The sequence below is a fragment of the Cellulomonas sp. ICMP 17802 genome (assembly GCF_041295535.1).
In the GTDB taxonomy this organism is placed as follows: domain Bacteria; phylum Actinomycetota; class Actinomycetes; order Actinomycetales; family Cellulomonadaceae; genus Cellulomonas.
Window position 1 is genome coordinate 675,057 of sequence record NZ_JBGFQZ010000001.1, and the last position, 23,344, is coordinate 698,400.

At 69.4% G+C, this 23,344-nt stretch carries 23 protein-coding genes; 12 read left to right on the top strand and 11 right to left on the bottom strand.

What is annotated here, in order from left to right:
* Positions 1 to 116 precede the first annotated feature (116 nt).
* Positions 117 to 455, bottom strand: coding sequence for a hypothetical protein (locus AB5970_RS03305; protein ID WP_370502469.1), 339 nt, complete (start codon positions 453 to 455; stop codon positions 117 to 119).
* 578 nt (positions 456 to 1,033) lie between these two features.
* Here AB5970_RS03305 and AB5970_RS03310 point away from each other — a divergent pair.
* The 6 genes from AB5970_RS03310 to AB5970_RS03335 all read left to right on the top strand — a co-directional run bounded on the left by AB5970_RS03310 (position 1,034) and on the right by AB5970_RS03335 (position 8,743).
* Positions 1,034 to 2,329, top strand: a complete 1,296-nt coding sequence (locus AB5970_RS03310; RefSeq protein WP_370502470.1) for a metallophosphoesterase family protein — start codon at positions 1,034 to 1,036, stop codon at positions 2,327 to 2,329.
* Entirely contained in the window at positions 2,326 to 4,278 is a 1,953-nt protein-coding gene (locus tag AB5970_RS03315; protein WP_370502471.1) for a hypothetical protein, read from the top strand. Before AB5970_RS03310 ends, AB5970_RS03315 begins: the two co-directional genes overlap by 4 nt.
* Positions 4,275 to 5,261 carry a hypothetical protein gene (locus AB5970_RS03320; protein ID WP_370502472.1) on the top strand — a complete coding sequence of 329 codons (987 nt, stop codon included), beginning with the start codon at positions 4,275 to 4,277 and terminating at the stop codon, positions 5,259 to 5,261. The genes AB5970_RS03315 and AB5970_RS03320 overlap by 4 nt, the downstream gene beginning before the upstream one ends.
* A gap of 51 nt (positions 5,262 to 5,312) precedes the next feature.
* The gene (locus AB5970_RS03325; RefSeq protein WP_370502473.1) at positions 5,313 to 6,533 is read left to right on the top strand and encodes a DNA adenine methylase; all 1,221 of its coding nucleotides are present in this window, start codon (positions 5,313 to 5,315) and stop codon (positions 6,531 to 6,533) included.
* Between the two features lie 523 nt (positions 6,534 to 7,056).
* A complete protein-coding gene (locus AB5970_RS03330; RefSeq protein WP_370502535.1) occupies positions 7,057 to 7,431 on the top strand; it encodes a PH domain-containing protein in 375 nt (124 codons plus the stop codon).
* 145 nt (positions 7,432 to 7,576) lie between these two features.
* Positions 7,577 to 8,743, top strand: coding sequence for a VOC family protein (locus tag AB5970_RS03335; RefSeq protein ID WP_370502474.1), 1,167 nt, complete (start codon positions 7,577 to 7,579; stop codon positions 8,741 to 8,743).
* On the opposite strand, the gene AB5970_RS03340 is transcribed toward AB5970_RS03335, so the two are convergent.
* Positions 8,740 to 9,645, bottom strand: a complete 906-nt coding sequence (locus AB5970_RS03340) for an alpha/beta fold hydrolase (protein WP_370502475.1) — start codon at positions 9,643 to 9,645, stop codon at positions 8,740 to 8,742. The genes AB5970_RS03335 and AB5970_RS03340 overlap by 4 nt on opposite strands.
* Before the next feature lie 63 nt (positions 9,646 to 9,708).
* Here AB5970_RS03340 and AB5970_RS03345 point away from each other — a divergent pair, with 63 nt between their 5' ends.
* A complete protein-coding gene (locus tag AB5970_RS03345) occupies positions 9,709 to 10,251 on the top strand; it encodes a TetR/AcrR family transcriptional regulator (RefSeq protein WP_370502476.1) in 543 nt (180 codons plus the stop codon).
* 19 nt (positions 10,252 to 10,270) lie between these two features.
* On the opposite strand, the gene AB5970_RS03350 is transcribed toward AB5970_RS03345, so the two are convergent.
* Positions 10,271 to 11,107 carry an SDR family oxidoreductase gene (locus AB5970_RS03350; RefSeq protein ID WP_370502477.1) on the bottom strand — a complete coding sequence of 279 codons (837 nt, stop codon included), beginning with the start codon at positions 11,105 to 11,107 and terminating at the stop codon, positions 10,271 to 10,273.
* A gap of 162 nt (positions 11,108 to 11,269) precedes the next feature.
* Between AB5970_RS03350 and AB5970_RS03355 the strand changes: the two genes are divergently transcribed.
* The 4 genes from AB5970_RS03355 (at position 11,270) to AB5970_RS03370 (ending at position 15,836) form a co-directional block, all read left to right on the top strand.
* Positions 11,270 to 12,133: a helix-turn-helix domain-containing protein gene (locus tag AB5970_RS03355; RefSeq protein WP_370502478.1), complete on the top strand. Its 864-nt coding sequence runs from the start codon at positions 11,270 to 11,272 to the stop codon at positions 12,131 to 12,133.
* Positions 12,134 to 12,518: 385 nt separating this feature from the next.
* Positions 12,519 to 14,666, top strand: coding sequence for a DEAD/DEAH box helicase (locus tag AB5970_RS03360; protein WP_370502479.1), 2,148 nt, complete (start codon positions 12,519 to 12,521; stop codon positions 14,664 to 14,666).
* Positions 14,667 to 14,706: 40 nt separating this feature from the next.
* Complete coding sequence (locus AB5970_RS03365; protein WP_370502480.1) at positions 14,707 to 15,192, top strand: methyltransferase family protein; 486 nt, start codon at positions 14,707 to 14,709, stop codon at positions 15,190 to 15,192.
* A 65-nt stretch (positions 15,193 to 15,257) separates the two neighbouring features.
* Positions 15,258 to 15,836 (top strand): GNAT family N-acetyltransferase, encoded by a 579-nt coding sequence (locus AB5970_RS03370; RefSeq protein WP_370502481.1) that lies wholly within the window; start codon positions 15,258 to 15,260, stop codon positions 15,834 to 15,836.
* 4 nt (positions 15,837 to 15,840) lie between these two features.
* On the opposite strand, the gene AB5970_RS03375 is transcribed toward AB5970_RS03370, so the two are convergent.
* From AB5970_RS03375 to AB5970_RS03405, 7 genes are all read right to left on the bottom strand, one after another.
* Positions 15,841 to 16,470, bottom strand: coding sequence for a hypothetical protein (locus AB5970_RS03375; protein WP_370502482.1), 630 nt, complete (start codon positions 16,468 to 16,470; stop codon positions 15,841 to 15,843).
* 46 nt (positions 16,471 to 16,516) lie between these two features.
* Positions 16,517 to 17,176 carry a Type 1 glutamine amidotransferase-like domain-containing protein gene (locus AB5970_RS03380; RefSeq protein WP_370502483.1) on the bottom strand — a complete coding sequence of 220 codons (660 nt, stop codon included), beginning with the start codon at positions 17,174 to 17,176 and terminating at the stop codon, positions 16,517 to 16,519.
* A 59-nt stretch (positions 17,177 to 17,235) separates the two neighbouring features.
* A complete protein-coding gene (locus AB5970_RS03385) occupies positions 17,236 to 17,877 on the bottom strand; it encodes a winged helix-turn-helix transcriptional regulator (protein ID WP_370502484.1) in 642 nt (213 codons plus the stop codon).
* Between the two features lie 5 nt (positions 17,878 to 17,882).
* Complete coding sequence (locus AB5970_RS03390; RefSeq protein WP_370502485.1) at positions 17,883 to 18,317, bottom strand: VOC family protein; 435 nt, start codon at positions 18,315 to 18,317, stop codon at positions 17,883 to 17,885.
* 73 nt (positions 18,318 to 18,390) lie between these two features.
* Positions 18,391 to 18,969 carry a methyltransferase family protein gene (locus AB5970_RS03395; protein WP_370502536.1) on the bottom strand — a complete coding sequence of 193 codons (579 nt, stop codon included), beginning with the start codon at positions 18,967 to 18,969 and terminating at the stop codon, positions 18,391 to 18,393.
* A 37-nt stretch (positions 18,970 to 19,006) separates the two neighbouring features.
* Positions 19,007 to 20,443, bottom strand: a complete 1,437-nt coding sequence (gene rox, locus AB5970_RS03400; RefSeq protein ID WP_370502486.1) for a rifampin monooxygenase — start codon at positions 20,441 to 20,443, stop codon at positions 19,007 to 19,009.
* Between the two features lie 177 nt (positions 20,444 to 20,620).
* Positions 20,621 to 21,286 carry a DUF4097 family beta strand repeat-containing protein gene (locus AB5970_RS03405; protein WP_370502487.1) on the bottom strand — a complete coding sequence of 222 codons (666 nt, stop codon included), beginning with the start codon at positions 21,284 to 21,286 and terminating at the stop codon, positions 20,621 to 20,623.
* Positions 21,287 to 21,515: 229 nt separating this feature from the next.
* Between AB5970_RS03405 and AB5970_RS03410 the strand changes: the two genes are divergently transcribed.
* A complete protein-coding gene (locus AB5970_RS03410) occupies positions 21,516 to 22,238 on the top strand; it encodes a helix-turn-helix domain-containing protein (protein ID WP_370502488.1) in 723 nt (240 codons plus the stop codon).
* A 7-nt stretch (positions 22,239 to 22,245) separates the two neighbouring features.
* Here the strand turns inward: AB5970_RS03410 and AB5970_RS03415 are convergent, their stop codons facing one another.
* On the bottom strand, positions 22,246 to 23,343 hold the full coding sequence (locus AB5970_RS03415) for an epoxide hydrolase family protein (protein ID WP_370502489.1): 1,098 nt from the start codon (positions 23,341 to 23,343) through the stop codon (positions 22,246 to 22,248).
* Position 23,344: the final 1 nt, after the last annotated feature.

The window sequence follows — 23,344 nt, forward strand, 5'->3', positions numbered from 1 at the left end:
GCATCCCCTGGGCGGTCAACGGCTTTCGGAACCTGCGGCTCTTTGATCTCGGCTGCTCCGAACGGACCGTCCTTCGCCGGCCGCCTCCGCACCGGGCGCACCCGCAGGTCGCCGACTCAGCCTTCCATCGGCTCGGGCTCTTGGCCGGTCGCGCCGTCGATCAGCGTCCGGCCGCCGAGGGGCTCACTAAGCGTCACCTCGACGGTGTCCTGGCAGGCATCGCCGGGGTTGCGCCGCGTCGAGACGATCGTGACGGTCACGTCGGCGTCGGTCTCGACGACGTCTGGATCGGGGTCTCCGTTGCAGGTGTTGATCACCAGATGGAGCACGTCGTCACTAACGGACCAGGCGACGATTCGTTGCTGGCCGCGGGACTCGGCAGGAGAACAGGCGGCGAGAGCGCCGAGTAATCCGATCACTCCGATGCCGCTCAGGGCGCGGTGACGGTGCGTCAACGCTGCTCCCTTCCAGGTGCTCCACCGACGAAGCCATGCGGGTGACGCTACGCGGGCAGGTGCACCGGAGCGTGGTCCGCCAGTCACGTTTCGGACTCAACCGCAGCGGGGCCAAGGACGGGCTTGGGACCATCAGATTGCGCATCGTGCCCGAGAGGTGGCCGGCTCGAGAGGAACTGGCCACGAGGGACTCGTGCTGGCCTCACGACAGTGCCGTTGCACGATCACCCGGCCGACTCTTCTTGCACGCCGCAGTGCGATCGACACCATGGACGCCCACACGTCGAGCGGCAGCCTCGGATGGCGGTGAGACGCGCCGACGTTGGAAGATCGCGAAAGGGTGACTCGACCTAGCCTTGCGCGGCGCAACGTCGCGCCTTGGGGGCAAGTCGAAACCACGAAGAACCACCCCCATGATTGGAGCTGGTGCGCCCGAGGCGCTGCTACCTTGACCCCGTGTCTGCACACGCTGGATACGTCGTGCCGCGGGGGGCACACTTTGAGCCGTATCGCGAACCCATGTTGCGTCGAGCCGCTCCCACCTCCCGGGCGTTGTTGACGCGTCCCCGGAGCGGGCAATGACGCAGCCAGCCCTCTCCCCCCTCCGTGTGGCCGTGCTCTCAGATCTGCATGCATTCTCGCGCGCAAATGCATTGCCCGGAATCGTTCCAAACGACGGACAACTCTGTCTCGATGAAGCACAGATCGATCCCTACCGGCACCCCTTTGCAGGCATCTGGAAACTAATCGCGGACGAAGGTCTGAGAGCTGACGTCGTCCTATGTGGCGGGGATATGACGGACAAGAGCGCGCCGGAGCCCGCGCGCCGCGTCTGGGAACTCATTCAAGAGACTGCCCTACGACTTGGTGCGACGACCGTCCTCGGCGCAGTTGGAAATCACGACTGGGATTCGCGCGCGCTTCACAATCCTGACCCTCGCCATATCGTCTACCCGATGCACGACTTTCCGACGAATCGACCCGTCGTGAACACGAACTATTGGGCTCACTATTGGGCAGAGTACGATGACGGAGCAACTAGGTATATCCTCGTCAACTCCTGCGCGTACCAGCGAAATGGGACCGAATACCTGCATGGGCGTGTTACGAAAGAGTCCGTAGATCAGATCCGCGAGAGCCTACAAAGCGCCCCCCATCGAACCGCCAACATTCTCCTGACCCATCACCATCTCCATCGAGTAGGGACGATCGATCTCGAGGACTACAGCGAGATGACAGGCGGGCACCTACTGCTCGAGGCTCTCGATGAGGCAAACGTCGGACCATGGATGGTAGTGCACGGGCACAAGCACATGCCCATGTTGAACTACGCGTCCGGCTCATCCACGTCGCCGGTGGTACTAAGTGCGGGAAGCTTCTCGGCGGAACTCTATAGCGAGTTGGCGGGGCGAGCTCGAAATCAGTTCTATCTCATAGAACTCGACCCGGAGACCGCCAGCGATTTGGGTTTGAGCATCGCAGGCCGCTTTCGTGCCTTCGACTGGGCGCCCGCGCTTGGATGGACACCCGCAAACGCAGCTTCTCAACTTCCCGGATCCGGGGGATTCGGCTGCCGCACGGACCCGTTGTCCCTCGCTCGAAGGCTTGAAGTCGCCGTGAGAGCGAGTGGACAGCCTTGGCTCGAGCGAGACGAAATCGCCGCCATACTGCCAGAACTGTGCCACTTGCTGCCTCCGGATGAAACCGCGCTCAAGACTCGGCTCGAAGAGCTCGGACTCGAGGTTCGCTTGGGGAGTGCCCACATAATCGAAACCGTTAGTATGCCCAGGACCGAGATCCTTGCCGCGATCCACGCAGACGCAAGCGCGACCGTGGATGTCCCGAATAGTGGATCGGAAAGTGTTCGGGCATGAGTACACATGCGACAACGCAAGCGCCGAGCGTATTTGAGTCCTACAATGCCCGGAGCCTCGGCCCGAAGCAGGTGGCACGAACCTTCATCCCGCCCCCGGCGTTCACCGATCTTGCGCGCCGGGGTCACTCCGTTATCGTCGGGCCGCGCGGTAGCGGCAAGACCACACTGCTGAAGATGCTGCAGTCGGAAGCCCTAGATGCGTGGAACCACGAACAGTCGGCGGGATTCCGAGATCGAATCGACTTCTCGGGCGTCTTTATTCCTACTGACGTCACTTGGTCGGAGCAGATCGCCGCGCTCGGCGATAGGGTCCTCGATCCCGCGATTCAGGAACTCTTTGGGCGCTGCGCTTTCACGACCCACGTGCTACGCAGCCTTACAAATGCGATGGATCAACGCACCAAGACGCTCGCAGCGGGAGAAACTGCCCATAGGAACGTTCAACTCAGCCGGTGGCAACAGGCAGAGATCGTTTCTACGATGGCAGAGGACTGGCATCTTGACACCGTTGTACCCAGCTTCGCGTCAGTCTCGGAAGCTCTGACTAAACGCATGCAAAGGTTGGCGGAGCTCGCGTCTGCCGAGGTGATACGAGGGCGGGAAAACCAGGATCAGCGACTGTCGGAGGTACCCTGGCTCCATGTCAACGCCATTGCGGCCGCGACCAGTGCAATTACAAAGTTCAACCGCGTGTCCGGACGTCCTGACGATCGATGGGCGTTGCTGGTCGACGAACTCGAGCTTGCCCCGTCGGGCATTGTACGCGAACTGCTTAGGGCTTTACGGAGCACCGATGAGCGACTGATCTTCAAGCTTTCGTACAGTCCGTTCGGAACGGATCTCCGTGTTCTCGATCGTGAGACCTCGGGATCACCGGGCAACGACTACACAATTGTTGCGCTTTACTATCCAAATAAGCAAGAGGGCTATCGGTTCACAAGATCCCTGATGCAAGGGATCTTGGATGAGCGAGGCGTGCCCTACGGTATTGATGAATTCTTCGGGCACTCGCAACTGGAATATGATCCGACGGACACCGAGATCGCGGCGAGCGAGCGCAGAGCCGACGTCTCTCGCATGTACTTCGAACTAGCCCGAGTTGACCGGTCGTTTCGACAGTATCTCCTCAATCGTAAAATCGATCCGAGCGATATCCGCTCAGTTAGCGGAACGCAGAGAGCTGCTGTAATTCGCAAGGTCGTTGGCCTGGTGCCGATCCGGCTGGCATTTCGCAAGGCAGATCAGGTTCAGTACGGGGCGGCCCGCGGCCGCAAGAACCCCGCAATATGGTCCGGCCTCCCTGCGCTGTTCGCCATGCTGGAAGGTAATCCGCGTTGGACAATCGGAGTTACAACGCAACTCCTCGACGAGTACGACCGGCGTCCTGGAAGGCGACTTCGCGATTCAGTACAAAGTGCTGAGGTCAGCAAGGCGTCGGACAGGTTTCTCGCCCTGCTGCGGACGATGGCGACATCGCCCAACGCCACAACCGACGACGCGAATCTCTCGCAGGCACTGGAGTCGCGAAATCTCCCGACGGTAACTCAATTGCTGGACACCATAGGACAGTTCTTTGCCAACGAAGTGGTTAAGGACCAATTCACTGCCGATCCGTACGGAACATTCGTAGTTGATGAATCCATCACTGACGGAGTGGCATTACTACTTGGTCGGGCACTTAATGCTGGGGCGATCGTCCTGGTGCCGGCGCGCGGGGGCTCGCCCATGACCGCGTCTCTGCGCGGGTGCAGATTCCGCCTTTCCTATCTCCTGGCGCCGCACTATGAGCTTCCGTTGCGACTAGACAAGGCAATCTCGCTATCGAGCATCCTAAGCGTCGGGCTCCCGACCGGGACGCGTCCGCAACACGATCGCCGAAAGAGGCCGACAAAAGCGTGGCCAGGGCAAGGCACTTTTTCCGAGCTTGCTGGCGGTGATCGGCCATGATTCCGGCATCGAGCGACAGATTTCGGGTGCGGCCATGGTCCAGCGAGCGCGAGGTCGGACCGCCCGATCGGGACAATCAGCGATTCGACCTTCTGATCTCCGCGTGTGGCTTCGAGGCGAGGTCGGCTCATGTTCACACTACTCACGCGGAATGGTTCGATGACACGGTTGCGGTCACGTTTCCCGATCGACACGAACTCAGTTACCATGCCAATCGGGCACATTTCGAGGATGCGGGTGTATCGCTCCTTGACCTACAAGATCGAGACTATTCTCCGTGGCTGCAGGGCTTGATTTTCGAGCAGCTGGCCGCCAGGGGCCGGGCTTTGCGCATTATGATCGATATTTCGTCGTTAAGTAGATCGCGGATGGCCGCGGCCGTGGAAACCGTGACAACGCTTGACCCGACGTTCGCCGTCGAATGCGTCTTTGCCTATTCGCCATCCACGTTCACTCCACCGCCACCTCCCGCGGATATGGCAATCTGCCAGCCTGTGTCGCCCTACTTTGCTGGTTTTAGTGCGTTTCCGGGCGAGCCGCCGACGCTGATTGTTGGCGTCGGATACGAGCCGGACCGAGCCTTGGGAATCGCGGAGTACCTTGAGCCCGGCCTCACCGTGATCTTTAGACCGGTCGGCATTGAGCCCGCATTCGATTCGATCGTAGCCAATTCGAACGCGTTGCTCTATACGCGCCCGGGCGTTCGTTCGCGATTTGTTGACTACCCGCTCGCCGATCCGTTCGCGCTTTTTGCTTCGCTCGAGTCCGTTGTGAGTAGCCTCCAGGCGCGGCGGCCGACGCTGGTCCCCATGGGCCCGAAGCCCTTCGCGCTTGCGGCACTGCTGGCGGCAGCGCTTCATCTTCCAGATGCTTCGGTTTGGCGCGTGTCACCCGGGGAGGCCGAGCAAGCTCTTGAACGAGAGGCACTAGGCCCGATCGTTGGCATTAGCGTCGACGTTCCGCCGAGAAGCGGCGGTGCATGAGGATGGCAGAGATGTGTCGCGTTTGCTTGGTGCGTCGTGCTTGTTAGGTATATGGGCACCAAAGCGTCCCTTACGCGCTACATCGTCCCGCTTCTCGAGACGCGGACGACTGGGCGGGTTCTCGACGCGTTCTCGGGTCTCGGTTCAGTAGCAGGTGCGCTGGCTCCGACGCGCAGTGTTGTCGCAAACGACGCCATGCTCTTTACGTCTTGCCTTGCGCGTGCGCGGTTTCTTGAGCCTCCGCCTCGTCACGAGAAGATTGAACCCGACGACGCGTTCGAGCGGGCATTTGCAGCTCAGTGCGCGTGGCTGAGGGAGAGATTTGCGGATCGCCTCGCGGCCGAGTCGGCTGCGGTGTCTGATGATGCGGCGCTTCGAAAATGGGTAGATAGCGCTCCTCATGTGGGAAACGACGATGAGTACTCCCAATCGGCGAAGGAAGCGGCAGGGGCGCTGGGCGGTGAGCACTACCAGATGGTGACGCTCTACTTCTCCGCAAGTTTCTTCTCGACGGCGCAGGCGATCGTCCTTGATTCACTACGATACGCGATCGACTCTGTTCGAGGTGCCCGTGGTGTGCTGCCCGGAGGATTGTTCGACGTTCTCGAGTCTACGATTTCGCGTCCCGAGGATGCCTTGCTGGCTGCGTGGATTTCAACGGCCAGCACGATCATGAATTCGCCCGGACACGCGACGCAGTACCTGCGGCCGACCGTCGTTGGGCGCGAGAGGGTCCTCAAACAGTGGAAGAGAGACGCGCGAGAGATCTTCGTTGCTCGTGCCGCGTCCGTGGGGCCTATAGGTTCTAGGAGTTGGCGGTCCGGCAACGCGGTGACGGTCGGAGATGCGACTCGAGCGGTATCGGAGGCGGATCGCGTGGGAATTGTGTACGCGGACCCGCCCTACACAAAGGACCATTATTCACGGATGTATCACGTTCTGGAGACGATGTACCTTTACGATTATCCCGACTCGCTCGGAGCCGGACGGATGCGCAGCGACAGGTTCCGGAGCGGGTTCAGCGTCAAGACGGAGGTCGAGGCTTCTTTTGTCGCGATGGTGTCGGCCGTCCGGAGCCGCGGTGCGGATCTCCTACTCTCCTATCCCAGCGAGGGCCTGCTCTCCTCGCGGACCGACGTCGTCGATCTTGTTTCCGATTTGATGCGGGTGGAGTCGGTGACTCGGATAAAGCACAGCTATTCAACCGTTGGAGCTTCCTCCGGGAGCAGACAGACTCCAGGTGAAGAACAACTGATCCTTGCGCGCTCGTAGTCTTTTACTTGGTGCTGCGCTCTGAAGCAAAGCGATCACGGAGGCACGCTGGGGGAATGGCAGTCCCCGCAGCGATGCGGGAACCTCGTGCGAACCGCGATGAGACGTAGTTCTCGCTTCGGGGTCGAGAGTCGACTGCGCGGTGTTTCGGGGTCTTGCGAGGTAGCCGGGGGGTCTAGGTCGTGGTGATCCCACGGGGAGCCGGCGGCGGGAGGTCGACGTCGGTATCGCGTTCTCCCTGGAGGTCCGACGAGCCCGGGCCGAGCTTGCTCGTGGTCAGCGAATGGTCAGCAGCCGCCCTCGAAAGCTCGCAATTCTGGAACCTCATGCATGTATTTCCGCAGGTCACCGACCTGCGCATGCCTCGTTTTCGAACTCCTAAAGCGGGTGTCGACGGTCGAGTCCACCCCCGCCGCAACGGCGGTTGGTGCAGGCCGAAGTTGGCGGCGACGACCGCTTCCTGATCGATACCGTGGTGCGCGATCGCGCCCTCCGGAGGCGCGACGTTCCGAGGAGGCCCGTGGTGGAGACCGCCGCGATCGTTGCGTGGACCCTGCAGAAGGAGATCCCGGTACCCGAGGATGTGAAGCAGCTGCTCGTGGAGGGTGAGACCGCGGTGACGTCCTTCAAGACGTTCCGCGACTCGGCGACGTTCACGACGAAGCGGCTCATCGTCAGGGACGCGCAGGGTGTGACCGGCAAGAAGGTCGAGATCTACTCGCTCCCGTACACGTCGATCGAGATGTGGTCCTCGGAGAACGCGGGCGGGATGCTCGACCGTGACGCCGAGATCGAGCTGTGGACCAAGGCCGGCCACATCAAGGTGAAGCTCACCAAGGGAGCCGACATCCGTCGCATCGACAGCCTCATCGCCTGGGCGGTCCTCAAGAGCCACTGACGAGCGGGACCCTCGTGCGCAGACGGCCTCACCCGCGATACTGACCCCACCGCGGCGATCGAGAGCGGCGCACTCCCCAACCACTGCACGCGGGGCACTGCAGAGGCCCGGCCGGACAGGATCATCCGGAAGGAGATCGTCGGACATGGACTCGACGGATTGGCGCGTGGTCGATGGCGTGACGACGGCGTGGTTCGACGCGGCGTCGCTGACCGAGGGGGCCGCGCTGGCCGGGCGCATCGTGGCCCTGTCAACCGAGATGGCGGTCGACCTGCGCGCGGCGGGCGTCCGGGTGCGCGTGGACTCGGGCGAGCACGCCGAGGCCGTGTCGGCGGCCGCTCGGGATCTCGGGCTGGCAGCGAACCCCGCCGCGCTGCAGCAGCTGAGCGTCGTGTTCGACTCCGCGGACCCGTCGGCGGTGAGTCCGTTCTGGCAGCGCGCGCTCGGCTACGCGTCCGCGGAGGACGGCACTCTCAACGACCCGTTGCGGCGCGACCCCGAGTTCCGGATCCGGCAGTCGACCGACCCGCGGCCATTGCGCAACCGCTTCCACCTCGACGTGGTGCGGCCGTCCGCGGCAGTCGAACAGGCGAGCCTGGGCGAGGCGTACGGGGTGTTCGGGGTGTGCCATGCCGACCCCGACGGCAACGAGGTCGACCTCGTGCCGGGCGACCCGCTCGGCGACACGGCGGAGACTGCCGACTGGCAGGCGGTGTTCAGCGCGATGGCCTGCTACCGCACCACCTCGCCGACGCAGCAGCGCGACCTGGCCGCCGCGGCAGCCGCGCTGGCCGACGACGCGGGCTTCCCGCTGCTGATCGACCTGCGCCCCGGGCTCGTGATCCTCGACACCGGCAAGGACCAGGGGGACGACGAGGCGCACGGTCTCGACCTCGACTTCGCCGACCTGGCCGGGAAGCTCCAGGCCGCAGCCCGTGAGCTCGGGGCCGCCGCAGATCTGGGTCTCCCGCGCTGCGTCCAGATCGTCATCGACGCCGCCGACGTCGCCGCGGTCCGCGCGTTCTGGCTCGCCACGCTCGGCTACGTCCCCGACCGGCGCGACAGGCTCACCGACATCGTCGACCCGCGGCGGCTGAACCCCGTGCTGATGTTCCAGGACATCGACACCGCGGAGACGGAGCGGCTCCGGCAGCGCAACCGCATCCACGTCGAGCTGGCCGTGCCGTCGGACCTCGCGGAGGCGCACCTCGGCACTGCCCTCGGTGCCGGTGGCCGGCTCCTCGAGGAGTCGGAGGGACGCTGGCGGGTGGCCGATCCCGAGGGCAACGAGCTCGTGGTGACCAGCGCCTAGGCCGCCCGGGCGATCCAGTCGAGCGCGAGCGCGGTGACCGCGTTGGGTGCGTCGTCGGTGAGGAAGTGCGCGGCGTCGTCGACGAACGCGAGCTCGTAGCGGTCGGCGTAGCGCGAGAGGTCTCCGCTGAGGCGGCGGATCAGCGGCTCGTCCCACGGGTGGTCGAGCCGCCCGAACACGGCGAGGGTCGGCGGCCGGAGCCGCTGCCGCGCGAAGGCGCCTCGCGCGAGCTGCAGGGACACCGGGATGGCGATGCCGCGGAACAGCCGCCGCACGGCGTCGTCGATCTCCGGGCGCGCTAGCGGTGCGAGGTAGGCGTCGATCGTCTCGGCCGGCAGCGGGTGGGCGATGTGGCTGGGGTCGAACAGGCCCGCGAGCGAGCGGCCGCGGCGGTGCCAGATCAGGGCGGGCATGTGGCGGAAGCCGCCGACGAGCTTGAGGCTGAACGACATGAACACCGGCGGCACCGAGAGCTGCACCAGCGACCGCACCCGTTCGGGATGCGCGTAGGCGATCTGGTTCGCGCCGATCGCGCCCAGGTCGTGCGCGACGAGGTGCGCCCGCTCGATCTCGAGCGCGTCGAGCAGCGCGAGCAGGTCGTGCTGGTGGGACTCGCGCTCGATGCGCGGGTCGTCGGCCGTGGTCCATCCGGTGCCGCGCAGGTCGGGGCAGAGGACGCGGTGGCCGGCGCGCGCGAGGACGGGGGCGATCTCGCGCCACTGCCACCAGTGCGCCGGGAACCCGTGCAGCAGCACCACCGGATCGCCCTCGCCGATGGTCGCGACGTGGCTGTGCAGGCCTGGCGTCTCGACGACAAGGTGCTCCATGCCGGGCGCCTCGGGCATCGCCGGGTACCAGGTGGACGACCCGGCGGCGACCTCGCGGATCTGGGGTGTGTTCATGACGGCTCCTGCGGCGCGGTCTGAATACTATGTTCATAGTAGAACCGCGAACGGAAGGTGTACATGCCGACGACGAAGGAGCGCGCGCTCGACGCCGCCGTCGAGCTGCTCGGCGCCGAGGGGGTGCGCGCGCTGAGCCACGCGCGCGTCGACGCCCGGGCGGGGCTGCCGGCGGGCTCCACCTCGAACTGGTTCCGCACCCGCCGGGCACTCCTCGCCGGCATCGTCGACTGGATGGCCGAGCTCGAGCGCGCCGACGGCCCACCCGTCGCACCCGACCCGGACGCCCTGGCCGACGGCCTGTGCGCGATGCTCGAGCTGCAGACCGGCCCTTTCGCGGCGCGCACCAGGGCGCGCTACGCGCTCTTCCTCGAGCTCGCCTCGGACACCGAGCTCGGGGCGCCGCTGCGTCACCAGCGGCACGAGTTCGAGCGCTGGACCGAGCAGCTGGTGACCGCAGCCGGCATCCCCGACCCCGTTCCCGCCGCCCGTGCGCTGATGGCTCTCGGCGACGGGCTGATGCTGCACCGGCTCACCGTCGACCCCACGCTCGACATGCGGCCGGCCGTCGAGCGGACTGTGCGCGCACTCATGGCGACGGCCTAGACGAGCAGGCTCGGGCTGGTCAGTCGTGTGCGAGGGAGGAGGACAGGTCGCGGTGGGCGTCGGCCTGGGCGAGCAGGTCCTGTGCCTTCTGCTCGAACACGCCGACGGCGTCGGTGCCGGCCGCGAAGCGCAGCGGCGGCTCGTCGAGCGCGGCGAGCTGGACGAGGGCGTCGGCGAGCTTGGCGGGGTCGCCGGTCTGCTGGCCGTTCATCGCACTCCAGGCGGTGACGGTCTGGCGGGTGCGCTCGGCGTAGTCGTCGATGGTGGGCTGCGCGTAGCTGGTCGACTCGGGGGTGAGCAGGTCGGTGCGGAAGAACCCGGGCTCGACGAGCATCGTGCGGATTCCGAACGGCGCGACTTCGGGGGCCAGCGACTCGATCCAGCCCTCGACGCCGAACTTGGAGGCGGCGTACGCCGAGACGAACTCCCCGCCGGCCAGGCCCGCGGTCGACGAGATGGTGAGCACGAGGCCCGATCGCTGTGCCCGCATCACCGGCAGGACCGCGCGCGTGACGTTGATCGGGCCGAACAGGTTGGTCTCGATCTGGGCGCGGAAGTCGTCGGGGGCGATCTCCTCGAAGAACCCGGCGTAGAAGTTCGCGGCGTTGTTCACCAGCACGTCGATGCGCCCGAAACGATCGACGGCTGCGCGCACGGCGGCCCGCGCGTCGTCCGGGTCGGTGATGTCCAGCGTGACGGCAAGCAGCTCGGGATGCGCCCCGACGGCCTCGGTGACCTTCTGCGGATCGCGCCCGGTGGCGACGACCGCGTGACCGGCCGCGAGGGCCGCCCTCGCGAAGTCCACGCCCATGCCCCGGCTCGCCCCGGTGACCAGCCACACCTGCTTCTCGCGCATGTCTTGTCCTTCATCGAGCTCCGCGCCGCGACGATCCGCGGCGGCCGCCTCGTGTCGGCGACGACCTCATGCAACGCGGTCGCGCGGACGCGGAGAAGTCACTGCTGAGACGCTCACTGGCAGGGCATCCCTCATCCCGCCTGCCCCGCCTAGCGTGGAGTGATGGACACCCGCAGCGAGGTCAAGGCCTTCCTCACCTCCCGGCGCGCGAAGCTCACGCCCGAGCACGTCGGCCTCACCGCTGCGGGGCGCAACCGGCGCGTCCCTGGCTTGCGGCGCAGCGAGGTTGCCGACCTCGCCGGCGTGAGTGTCGAGTACTACGCCCGCCTCGAGCGGGGTGACCTGAGCGGGGTCTCCGAGAGCGTCCTGGACGCGCTGGCCCGCGCGCTCGAGCTCGACGAGGCCGAGCGGCTGCACCTCGCCGATCTCGCCCGTGCCGCCGGACCGGGCGCCCGCGCGCGACGGCGACCGGCCGCACAGCAGATCCGGCCGAGCGTGCAGTGGGTCCTCGACGGAATGACGCGGCTGCCCGCGATCGTCAACGACGGATCGCTCAACCTCGTGGCCGCGAACACGCTCGGGCGCGCGTTGTTCTCGCCCGTGCTGGACGACCACGTCCGACCCGCGAACCACGCCCGGTTCACCTTCCTCGACCCTCGCGCGCACGACTTCTGGCTCGACTGGGAGCGCGCCGCCGACGACGCCGTGGCCGCCCTGCGCGCGGAAGCCGGCCGCGACCCGTTCAACCGAGGCCTCACCGATCTGGTCGGGGAGCTGAGCACCCGTAGCGACGCCTTCCGCACCCGCTGGGCGTCCCACGACGTCCGCCTGCACCGCACGGGCGTGAAGCACTTCCGCCACCCGGTCGTGGGCGAGCTGCACCTGGCGTTCGACGTGATGGAGCTGCCCGCCGAGTCCGGCCTGAGCCTGATCGCCTTCAGTGCGGAGCCGGCGTCGCCCGACGACGACGCCCTCCAGCTGCTGTCGAGCTGGGCCGCCGACCACGTCGAGGCGAGCACGCGCTGATGCCGCGCCCGGTTGGCTGACGCCCGAACCGGGCAGGATCCACGCTCGCGCGCACCTGTACCGGCAGGTCAGTTCACTGATCGTCCCTGCGGATCGAGCTCCGCATGCGGATGTCGCCAGGTCGAACTACCCCCGAGGCGCTGTATGTTGTTGCAGTTCAGCGCAGGCAGCGATGCTCGAACGCAGTGGCTGCAGCGGGCTAGACGGACCGAGGCGATGAGAACGGGCGTCGTCGGCCGCACCCGGGCGTGGCCGGATGGATACCGCCGGTCACCATCGGCGTGAGCACGCGCCTGTCACCCGGCGGCCGATCGGTCCGCGCTGCCGTGGCACGGCGCCCTGCGCCGCCCCGCGGTCGCGGTGTGGATGCGACGAAGGAGGAGATGTGGCTCGACCAGGCCAACGCGGGTCCGGTCGCGCGCGCTCCGACTCCGGCAACCAGGGCCGGCGCGCCCCGCAGCGTCCCGCCGAGCAGGGGATCATCCCCGTGCTCGCGGAGGTCGCCCGCGAGGTCGACCGGGCTGTGCAGCGACCGCCCACGCGGCCGGCCATGCGCACGAAGTTCCAGGTGGTGGCCCTGCTGGTGCGCGAGGAGCGGGCGCGGGTGATGGCCGACGCCACCCTGGGGTCGTCGCGGCGCACCGAGCAGCTCAAACGGCTCGACGGGGTGGCGACGATGCTCGCCCGGACCGCGGCCCGGGACACCTCGCTGCTCGCCCTGCTCGCCGACGACGCCCGGGTCTCCGACGCGGCCCGCGCCTACAAGGCGACGCTGATGCGCGCCGGCGGGCTCGAGCCGCCGGAGGAGCCGGAGCCCGCGCCGCCGGTCGCGCCCGTGGCGGCCGCTGCACCGCAGGTGGTGCCGAGGTCGGTGATCGCGCGCCAGCTGGCCAACCCGTTCCTGGCCCCGGACTACGCCGCCGCGGCCGAGCGCAGCGCCGCGCAGGCCCGCCGCCTGGCCGGCTGGGAGCTGCTCGAGCCGCTCTTCCGGTCGTTCGAGGTCGCGGCGACCGGCGCGCCCGCGTGCATGGAGCTGCCCGAGCCGCGCCCGGTGCCCGTCCCCGCGGGCCGTGCGCTGATGCCGCACCAGGCCCAGGTGGTCGCGGCCACGGCGCGCGGCCATCGCACGTTCCTGCTCGCCGACGAGCCCGGCCTCGGCAAGACGGCGCAGGCGCTGCTCGCGGCCCAGGCGGCCGACGCCTATCCGCTGCTCGTCGTCGTGCCCAACGTGGTGAAGACGAACTGGGCGCACGAGGTCGGGCTGTGGACGCCGTTCCGCCGGTCGACCGTGGTCCACGGCGACGGCGACCGGGTCGACGGCTTCGCGGACGTCGTGATCGTCAACTACGAGCTGCTCGACCGGCACGTCGGCTGGCTCGGCGCCCTCGGCTTCCGCGGCATGGTGGTCGACGAGGCGCACTTCATCAAGAACAAGAGCTCGCAGCGCTCCAAGCACGTGCTCGCCCTCTCCGAGCGGATCCGCGCTCGCACGGCCCGGCCGCTGCTGATGGCGCTCACCGGCACGCCGCTGATCAACGACATCGAGGACTTCCGCGCGATCTGGCAGTTCCTCGGGTGGATCGACGACGCCAAGCCGCTGGGTGCGCTGATGACCGCCCTCGAGGAGACCGGGCTCACCCCGGCCGACCCGGGGTTCTCGCGCGCCGCGCGGGCCAGCGTGATCGACATGGGCATCGTGCGTCGTCGCAAGATCGATGTGGTCGCCGACATCCCGGCCCGCCGGGTGGCGGACCTGCCGGTCGAGCTCGACGGCGCGGTGGGCCGCTCGATCCGCGCGGCCGAGGAGGCGCTCGCCAAGCGTCTGGTCGGGCGCTACCGGGCCGCGCTGGAGTGGCGCGCGGGCGAGGCGGTGGACGGCATCGACCGCGAGCTCGTCCGCCGGGTGGCCGCGGCCGAGCTCAAGGACTCGAGCTCGCAGGCCGGGGGCGAGAACGTGTTCACCATGGTCCGACGGATCGGTCAGGCCAAGGCCGGGCTGGCCGCCGACTACGCCGCCCAGCTGGCCCGCAACGTCGGCAAGGTGGTGTTCTTCGCCCGGCACGTCGACGTGATGGACCAGGCCGAGCAGACGTTCGCCGACCGCGGCATCAAGTACGCCTCGATCCGCGGCGACCAGACGACGAGGACGCGCAACAAGAACATCGCCGCGTTCACCGACGACCCCGACGTGCAGATCGCCGTTTGCTCGCTGATGGCCGCCGGCGTGGGGCTCAACCTGCAGGTCGCGTCCAACTTGGTGCTGGCCGAGCTGTCCTGGACCGACGCCGAGCAGACCCAGGCGATCGACCGGATCCACCGCATCGGCCAGTCCGAGCCGGTCACGGCGTGGCGGATCATCGCCGCGCAGACCATCGACGCCAAGATCGCCGAGCTGATCGACAGCAAGTCGGCGCTGGCCGCCCGGGCCCTGGACGGCGCCGCGGACGAGGACGGCTCGTCGTCCACGGACGTGCAGCTCGACGCCCTGGTCGGGCTGCTCACCGACGCGCTCGTCGCCGAGGGCCTGGACTAGCCCTCGCCTCCGGGCCAGGCCACCCGCGACGATGGCCTGCATGGCGCTCGGTGCGCAGGACGAGGTCTCCTTCCGGCTCTGGCCGCCGGTCGCCATCGGCGCGCCCCTTCTCGTGGGCTGGTGGGTGACGCGCGTGGCCGGCGACCCCGTCGAGCTCGGCGCGTGGCGGGTGCCGCTCGGGTGGGCGCTGGTCGTCGCGTTCGGGGTGTGGAACGGCTGGGCCCTGTGGATGTTCGGCCGGAGCCGGACGGGGTTGCTGCCCGGGCAGGCGACGCGCGCCATGATCGAGCAGGGGCCGTTCCGGCTGTCGCGCAACCCGCTGTACGTCGGACTGCTCGCTCTCTACCTCGGCGTGGCGTTGCTCGCGCCGACGTTCTGGGGGCTCGTGCTCTTCCCCGCGGCCGTGCTGCTCGTGCTCTGGGGCGCGATCCAGCCCGAGGAGCGGTTCCTGCACGAGCGGTTCGGTGCGGCGTACGACGACTACCGCCGGCGGGTGCCGCGGTGGCTGGGCGTGGTGCGGCGCTGACCCGCCGAGGGCGTGGGGACCAAGGTCCACTCCCTCGCGCCCGCGCCGGGACCAACCTGGTGTTCGTGATCACCGTCCACGGCACCGGCGCCGCCGAGAGGATCCGCACCGACCGGCTGACCGTCCGCCGGTTCGACGCGGGCGACGGCGAGGCGCTGCACCGCTACCTGTCGCAGCCGGAGGCCGTGCGCTTCGAGCCGTACGACGTCCAGACGCGCCTGCGGTGCCACGAGCTCGCGCTGGACCGCGCGGGCGACGAGGCGTTCTGGGCCGTGTGCCGCACGGAGGACGAGCTGCTGATCGGCAACCTGTACCTGCACCGCGACGACCCGCGCTCGTGGCACACCTACACGCTGGGCTACGTGTTCGACCCCGCCCAGTGGGGCCACGGCTACGCCACCGAGGCCGCCCGGGCGCTGCTCGACGTCTGCTTCCGCGACTGGGGCGCGCAACGCGTCGCCGCGCGCTGCAACCCCGAGAACGCCAGGTCGTGGCGGCTGCTCGAGCGGCTCGGCATGCGCCGCGAGGGGCTCCTCGAGCAGGCCGCGTCGTTCGCCACGGACGCCGCCGGGCGGCCCCTCTGGCACGACGCGTACCTGTACGCCGTGCTCGAGGACGAGTGGTCGGCCGAGCGGCAAAGCTGATCGGTCAGTCGGCCGGCTCGTCGCCGAGCGCGCGCTCGAACCAGCCGCCCGGCGGCACGTCGACCTTCGGCTGGTAGGGGGCGGGCTGTGCCTGGTCGGGCTCGCGGGGCCACAGGATCTCGGCCCGGTCGGCGGCGGCCCCGAGCGCCTCGGCGTCCACGGTGACGCTCGACTCGTCGATGCCGAGGGTCGGGCTGGCGACGACGATCACGAGGTCTCCGGGCGGCGGCGCGGGCGTCAGCCACAGCGTGCTCGACCACTCGCGGCCACCGCCACCGCCGCTGCGGTTGACGAGCACCGGCCCGTCCGCAGCCGGCCAGCTGGCCCAGCCGTGCCGCCCGGCGACCACCGTGCGGCCGTCGGAGAGCTGGACGCCGGCGAGCAGCCCCGCGTCGTAGGCCACGTACATCTGGTCGTCCGGCCCGGGGTCGAGACGACGACGGATCGCCAGGTCGATCTGCACCCCGTTCGCGTAGTGCAGGAGGCCGACCAGCAGGATCGCGGCGTCGGCGGACCGCGCGATCACGCCGCTCACGCCGACGGCGCCGGGCGCCTCGTTGTCGGGCGGCGAGAACCGGAACCGTGCCTGCGCGACCTCGTCGTCGTCGCCGGAGAACGCCATGGCCGCGTGCATGACCCGACGATGGGGGACCGGCGTCACCGCAGTCAACGGCGATTGTTCAGTCGAACCTCGTCCACTCGCCCTCGGAGACCACGTCGACGGAGCCGTCGACGACGCGGATGGCCGTCTGCTCGTCGATCGCGTAGGCCGGGACGCCGATGTCGGCGGCCCACCGCTCCGCGTCGGCGGGGGTGTTCGTCGGGAAGGCGTTGAGGTGCGGGAAGATCGCGAAGTCGACCACGCCGAGGGTGCGGTCGTCGGGCGCGGCCGGCCACTCGACGAAGTACCGCCCGATCCGGGGCGTCATCACCATGCTGCCGGCGCTCACGCCCACCCAGACCGTGTCGGGCAGCGACGGCAGCAGGTCGGCCAGGCCCGACTCGCGCATCCAGTGGTGCAGGAACGTCGCGTCGCCGCCGTCGACCAGGAGCACGTCGGCCGCCCGGACCCACGGGACCCATCGCTCGGCGCCGATGGTGGGCAGCGCCGTGAGCTCGAGGACGCCGAGCGACGCCCAGCCCAGGCCGGTGAAGTGCCGGAAGCCGGGGTCGGCCGCGACCAGGCCGCGCACCGACTCCGGACCGCACATCGGGTGACCCCACTGGGCGGTCGGCACGACCAGCGCGTGGGACTCGGCGACCGGCTTGCCCAGGAGCTCTTCGAGCGCCGCGTGGATGCTCGGGTTGGTGACGCCGCCGGACGTGAGCAGGAGCTTCAAGGGTCCTCCGAGGTCGCGCGACGGGGTCGGGCCCATCCTGCACCCGACCCCCGACACCCTCAGGCGGCGAGGTGGAACGTGCTCGCGAAGCGGTCGAGGAGGTCGCCGCGCCCGCGCAGCACCTCGACCACGCCGGTCGCGATCGCGCGGTCCGGGGAGAGCTCGCCGGAGATGAGCCGCCGGATGTCCGGGCCGGCGGCGAAGGCCAGGTCCACCGGTCCGTCGCCGCGCGTCACGTCGAGGGCGGAGCCGTCCACCCGGACGAGCAGCTCGGCGGGACCGAACCGCGCCCCGTAGGCCGTGGCGGGCAGGGTCGCCGCGACCTGGGGGCGAAAGGCGGTCCGCAGGGCCATCGTCATCGAGTCGGGCGTGATGATCTGCTCGTCGCGCGGCTCGCCCATCGCCTTGAAGCCCCAGGCCCCGAGCGCGAGCACGACGGGCTCGAGCTCGCGGCCGTAGGGCGTCAGCTCGTAGATGACGAAGCGGGAGCGCGGTGCCCGGCGGATGATGCCGGCCGCCTGGAGCTCCTTGAGCCGCGCCGCCAGGATGTTGCTCGGGATGCGGGGCAGGCCCGCGGCGAGCTCTCCGTAGCGGCGCGGCCCGACCAGCAGGTCGCGGATGATGAGCAGCGCCCAGCGCTCGCCGACGAGCTCGAGGGCCTGCGTGATCCCGCAGTACTGGCCGTAGTCGCGTGCAGCCATCTGCCTCAGGCCTGCTGGTTGGCGAAGGCCTCGGGGCCCTGCGCGGCGGCGACCGGGTCCATCCAGCCGAACTCGAGGATGTTGCCGTCGGGGTCGGCCAGCTGGCGCTGGTACATGAAGCCGTAGTCCGAGGCGGGTCGGTCCTCGGAGCCGCCCGCGGCGAGCCCCTTGGCGACGGTGGCGTCGACGGCCTCGCGGCTGTCGACGAAGATCGCGGTCGAGACCGACGGGTTGACCTTCGGGTCGCCGAGCGGCAGGTCCGTGAACGTCTGGAAGTACTCGCGCACCAGGATCATGAAGTAGCTGTGGTCCTCCTCGACGATGACGCACGCGGCGTTGTGGTCGGAGAACTGCGGGTTGAGCGTGAACCCGATGGCCGTGTAGAACGCCTTCGCGCGCTCGAGGTCGGTCACGGGCAGGTTGACGAACATCGCGGTCATGGGGATCGCCTCTCAAGGGTGCGGTAGGTGGCAGGACCGACACTTGCAAAAAACAAGTGGGGCGTCAAGGGTTTCACCACACGAAGGGGACCAGCCGGGCCCGACCGCGCGCGAAGTCGAGGTACGCGTCCCCGAGCGCCTCGACCAGGGCCCGCTCCTCCCGGCGCAGCCGGTAGACGAGCGCCAGCAGGATCAGCAGCACGCCGACGCACGCCCCCACCCAGTTGCCGAGCATCAGCCCAGCGCCGAGGAAGGCCGCCAGGAGGCCGGTGTAGCTGGGGTGCCGGAGCAGCCGGTACGGGCCGCGCGTGATGACCGCCTGGTCGGGGGAGGTCTGCACCACGGTCGTGAAGTACGTGCCCAGGGTGGCGAACGACCACCAGCGCAGCAGGAGGCCGGACCACCCGACGAGTGCGCCGACGACGAACACCGCGGCGCCCTCGAGCACGGCGTCGGGGGCCACGGTCTGCGCCAGCGGCAGCGCGAGGATGCCCGCGAAGAAGACGACCCGGAAGGCGACCTCGCCCCGCAGGTCGGTGCGCGTGGCGCCGCGACGCCGCTTCACCGCCTGCGAGAGCTCGCCCACGACGAAGGCGGCGACGGTCAGGTCGAGCACCAGCCGGGCCCAGCCCGCCTCCTGCACGTACGGCATCGCCACCGCCCCAGTCTTCCAGCGGGCGACGCACGCTCTACGCGGGAGCGGAACCGGCGCCGAACCACCGCGACAGGTGCCGGCGCAGGTCGTCCTGGTCGTCGCCGATCCACACGACGTGGCCGTCCGGCCGCAGCAGCACCGCGGGCGCGCTGAGCTCGGCGCTGACGTCCGCGACGAGGTCGACCCGGTCCGCCCACCCGGCCACGGAGAGCCCGCCGGTCTGGTCCAGCAGGAGCCCGCGTCCGTCGCGCGTGCGCTCGTAGAGGCGACCGCTGGACAGGGGGAGGTCCCGAAGCCGTCGGCCGAGCAGCTCGGGCCCGTCGCCCACGTCGTAGCGGATGCCGATCCCGGCCACCCTCTCGGCGAGGAAGCGGCTGACGTCCGCGAAGCTCATCAGCTCGGTCAGCAGCCGGCGCACGGCCTGCGGCCCGGGCTCGGTGGAGATCAGCACGCTCTGGGCGCGGGTGAGGGTCAGCACCTCGTCGGCGACCGGGTGACGCTCGGAGCCATAGGTGTCCAGCAGCCCGTCCGGTGCCCACCCCGCGACCTCCGCGGCGAGCTTCCAGCCGAGGTTGAACGCGTCCTGGATGCCGAGGTTCAGGCCCTGCCCGCCCAGCGGCGGGTGGACGTGCGCGGCGTCGCCGGCCAGGAGCACCCGTCCCGCGCGGTACCGCTCGGCGAGCCGGGTGGCGTCGGTGAAGCGCGTGAGCGAGCGCGGGGAGTGGACGCCGAAGTCGATGCCCGCGTACGCCCGCAGCTGGGTCCGGAACTCGTCCAGCGTCGGGGGGACCGTGCGGTCCTCGGCCACGGTCGCGGCCGGGACGACCGCGCGGTACAGGCCGTCGCCCGTGGGTCCGATGCCGAACCCCTTCTGGGTCTTGCGGACCTCGTCCGACACCGCGGCGATCTCCGCCGGGGGCGCCGTGACCTGCACCTCGCCCAGGATCCACTCGGTGGTGGCGGGCTCGCCGGGGAAGCCGATGCCGAGCAGCCGGCGCACCAGGCTGCGTCCGCCGTCGCAGCCCACCAGCCAGCGGGCGCGCAGCAGGGAGCCGTCGGCGAGCTCGACGCTCACCCCGTCGTCGTCCTGCTCGACGCCGGTCACCTCGGTGCCGCGGCGGATCTGCGCGCCGAGCTCGTCGGCACGCTCGGTCAGCAGGCGATCGGTGACCGGCTGCGGGATGCCCAGGACGTAGCCGTGCGCGGTGTCCAGGGCGACCGGGGCCGGCGTCTCGATCCCGGCGAAGCGGCCGACGCCACCGGGGTACTGCTGCCCGAGCGCGAGGAACCGGTCCAGCACACCCCGCATGTCCAGGATCTCGATGCTGCGCGGGTGCAGCCCGAGCGAGCGGACCGCCGGGCTCGGCTCGGCGTCCCTCTCCAGGACCAGCACCTCCACGTCGTGCAGGCGCAGCTCGGCGGCCAGCATCGTGCCGGTCGGCCCGCCGCCGGCGATGATCACGTCGATCATGGACGTCCCCCTCTGGTGCTCTCGGCCGACCATCCTGGCGGTGGGGGAGGGCCTTGCGGCAAGCCCCCTGCGGGCCGATAACCTGACAGCGGCAGGGAGATGCGTCTTCCTGCCTCTCGCGTGCGCAGCGACGTCCACCGGCGTCGTGCCGGTGGACGCCGCCACTGCTCGCGAGCGTCAGAGGCTGCGCGCGGTGATGTCGCCGTACGCGGTGGTCGCGTGGATGGTCAGCTCCGGGGTGCTCGTGGTGCTCACCAGCGCGTTCTGGATCCGACCCCAGGCGGCGCCGGCGTCGAGCGACGCGGAGACCCCCGCCGCGGTGGTGACCGAGACGTCGCCGGCCTGGGTGCTGAGCACGACCTTGCCGCGGGAGGCCTCGGCGATCCGGATGTCGCCCTTGCCGACGCTGATCTCCGCCGGCCCGTTCAGGCGGCCGACCGAGACGTCGCCGGCGTGGGTGCGGACGCGCACGTTCGCGGCCTCGTCGAGCTTGATCTCGCCCTGCGCGCCCTCGAAGGAGACGTCGCCCAGCCGGCCGACGCCGCGCAGCTCGGCGCTGGCCGCCTTCGCCTCCAGGCGCGAGCCGGCGGGCAGCTGGACCGTCACCTCGATCGAGCCGGAGCTGCCCAGGACCTGGTTCTTGGCCAGGGCCTCGATGCGCAGCACGCCGTCGCGGAAGTCGACCGTGGTCTGCTCGGCCACCTTGACGTCGCGAGCCTTCGAGGCGTCTGCGGGGCGGACCTCCACGACGGTGTCGGACCGGTCGGCGGCGATCAGCTGGACGCGCCCGGCGGGGATGTCGAGGACGGCGGTGATGGGGGTGCGGGTGTCGAAGTTCGGCATCGTGCTCAACTCCTGTGCTCGGTGGCGGATCGGTGTTTCTGACATCGCAAACGCTACGTTGCGTTCGCACACTGAGCAACTAGGATTTTGCGTTGCACGTGCATATTCGCAGTTCAGATGCCACTAATCATTGCAATGGACGAAGTTTCAACGCAACAAGACCTTGTTTGGGGCGTTGCAATGGAGGTGGCGTGAACGCTAAGGTGTCGAACGGAGACGGGAGGTCGCCATGCCAGGAGGCAGGCTCACGCAGCAGGAGCGCCAGCAGATCGCTCTCGGTCTGGCGGACGACCTGGCCTACGCGGAGATCGCCCGGCGGCTGGACCGCCCGACCTCGACGATCACGCGCGAGGTCATGCGCAACGGCGGCCCGACCGCCTACCGCGCCGACCTGGCGCACCGCGCCACCGAGCGGCGGGCGCACCGGCGGCGGCCGGTCCCGCCGCGGGGAGCGCGACCGGTGCCCGAGGCGGACGGCCGCGACGCCGAGGCCGTGCGCGAGTACGAGGAGACGTTCACGACGCTCCTCATGCGGTCGGGCCTGCCCAGGATCGCCGCGGGGGTGCTGACCTGCCTCTACACCACCGACGCGGGGAGCCTCACGGCCGCCGAGCTGGTGGCGCGGCTCCAGGTGAGCCCGGCGTCCATCTCCAAGGCGATCGCGTTCCTGGAGAGCCAGGGTCTGGTGCTCCGGCAGCGCGACGAGCGCCGTCGCGAGCGCTACCTGGCCGACGCGGGCGTCTGGTACCAGTCGATGATCGAGAGCGCGCGCTCGAACGCCGAGCTGGCCGAGACCGCGCGCCAGGGCGTCAGCGTGCTCGGCCCGGGCACGCCGGCCGCCGTCCGGCTGGAGAACGTCGCGCGCTTCATGGACTTCGTCGGCGAGAGCATCTCCCGCGCCGCCGAGCAGGCCCGCGAGATCCTCTACGCGCAGCCGGAGGCGTCCGACTAGCGGGCCCTCACAGCCCCTGGACGAACCGCCGCACCCGCTCCGCCATGGCCTCGGGCACCTCGGCGACGGTGAAGTGGCCGCCCTCGGGCAGCCGCTCGAACACGCGCAGGTCGCGGTAGAACCGCCGCGCCACCGACTCGGGGTTGTCGTGCTCGTGGCGCTGGACGAAGACCGCGGCGGGCACCTCGACCGGCGGGATCTGCGCGTCCGCCCCGTCGAAGTAGGGCCGGAACGACGTGCCGATGCTCTGCGTCGCCCAGTAGAGGGTGGCCTCGGTGAGGATCCGCTCGCGGGAGATGCGGCGCTCCAGGCGGGCCGGGTCTCCCTGCGGGGTGTCGCTCCACTCGACCAGCTTCTCGGTGAGCCACGCCAGCAGCCCGGCGGGGGAGTCGTTGAGCCCGGCGGCGAGGGTGTCGGGCCGGGTGCCCTGGACGTGGGCGTACCCGGCCTGCTGGTACCAGCCCGCCGCCATGCGGTCGTAGAAGTCGCGCTCGGTGGGATCGGTGCTGGCCGCCTGCTCGTCCTGCGACAGGAAGTGCGCGTGCGTGACGACGATGCCCGCCACCGACTCGGGGTGGGTCGCGGCGACGAGGTCGCTCACGTTCGCCGTGACGTCCTCGCCGTAGGTGACGTAGCGGGAGTACCCGAGCACGTCCGTCATGAGCGCGTGCGCCAGCCGGGCGAGCCGCTGCTCGGTGATCGGCTGGTCCAGCGGCGGCGAGAACGCGAACCCCGGCAGGCTCAGCACGACCACGTCGAGGTCGGGCAGCAGGTCGGCGAACTCCAGCTGCAGCGCGAACGTGTGCGGCCAGCCGTGCATCACGAGCAGCGCGGGGGCGCCCGGGATGGCCGACCGCTGGTGGACGACGTGCACCGTGGCGCCGTCGACGTCGACGAGGAGCTGCGGGTGCCGGTTGAGCCACGCCTCGCGGGCGCGCCAGTCGAACGCCTGCCAGGACGCGACCAGGTCGCGCAGGTAGGCCGCAGTCATGCCCGACTCCGGCCGGCGGGGGGAGTCGTCGAGGAACCGCGTGCGCGACAGCCGGTCGCGTAGGTCGTCGAGGACCGGCTGCGGGACGTCGACGGCGAACGGGCGGACACTCATG

Bases quoted from the DNA above. Each gene is read 5' to 3' on its own strand.
- AB5970_RS03385 (WP_370502484.1), bottom strand. From the start codon at position 17,877: ATGGCTGCACGCGACTACGGCCAGTACTGCGGGATCACGCAGGCCCTC.
- AB5970_RS03410 (WP_370502488.1), top strand. From the start codon at position 21,516: ATGCCAGGAGGCAGGCTCACGCAGCAGGAGCGCCAGCAGATCGCTCTC.
- AB5970_RS03320 (WP_370502472.1), top strand. From the start codon at position 4,275: ATGATTCCGGCATCGAGCGACAGATTTCGGGTGCGGCCATGGTCCAGC.
- AB5970_RS03395 (WP_370502536.1), bottom strand. From the start codon at position 18,969: ATGCCGTACGTGCAGGAGGCGGGCTGGGCCCGGCTGGTGCTCGACCTG.
- AB5970_RS03365 (WP_370502480.1), top strand. From the start codon at position 14,707: ATGGCGCTCGGTGCGCAGGACGAGGTCTCCTTCCGGCTCTGGCCGCCG.
- AB5970_RS03335 (WP_370502474.1), top strand. From the start codon at position 7,577: ATGGACTCGACGGATTGGCGCGTGGTCGATGGCGTGACGACGGCGTGG.
- AB5970_RS03415 (WP_370502489.1), bottom strand. From the start codon at position 23,343: ATGAGTGTCCGCCCGTTCGCCGTCGACGTCCCGCAGCCGGTCCTCGAC.
- AB5970_RS03355 (WP_370502478.1), top strand. From the start codon at position 11,270: ATGGACACCCGCAGCGAGGTCAAGGCCTTCCTCACCTCCCGGCGCGCG.
- AB5970_RS03340 (WP_370502475.1), bottom strand. From the start codon at position 9,645: ATGAACACACCCCAGATCCGCGAGGTCGCCGCCGGGTCGTCCACCTGG.
- AB5970_RS03350 (WP_370502477.1), bottom strand. From the start codon at position 11,107: ATGCGCGAGAAGCAGGTGTGGCTGGTCACCGGGGCGAGCCGGGGCATG.
- AB5970_RS03315 (WP_370502471.1), top strand. From the start codon at position 2,326: ATGAGTACACATGCGACAACGCAAGCGCCGAGCGTATTTGAGTCCTAC.
- AB5970_RS03345 (WP_370502476.1), top strand. From the start codon at position 9,709: ATGCCGACGACGAAGGAGCGCGCGCTCGACGCCGCCGTCGAGCTGCTC.
- AB5970_RS03405 (WP_370502487.1), bottom strand. From the start codon at position 21,286: ATGCCGAACTTCGACACCCGCACCCCCATCACCGCCGTCCTCGACATC.
- AB5970_RS03390 (WP_370502485.1), bottom strand. From the start codon at position 18,317: ATGACCGCGATGTTCGTCAACCTGCCCGTGACCGACCTCGAGCGCGCG.
- AB5970_RS03375 (WP_370502482.1), bottom strand. From the start codon at position 16,470: ATGCACGCGGCCATGGCGTTCTCCGGCGACGACGACGAGGTCGCGCAG.
- AB5970_RS03310 (WP_370502470.1), top strand. From the start codon at position 1,034: ATGACGCAGCCAGCCCTCTCCCCCCTCCGTGTGGCCGTGCTCTCAGAT.
- AB5970_RS03325 (WP_370502473.1), top strand. From the start codon at position 5,313: ATGGGCACCAAAGCGTCCCTTACGCGCTACATCGTCCCGCTTCTCGAG.
- rox (WP_370502486.1), bottom strand. From the start codon at position 20,443: ATGATCGACGTGATCATCGCCGGCGGCGGGCCGACCGGCACGATGCTG.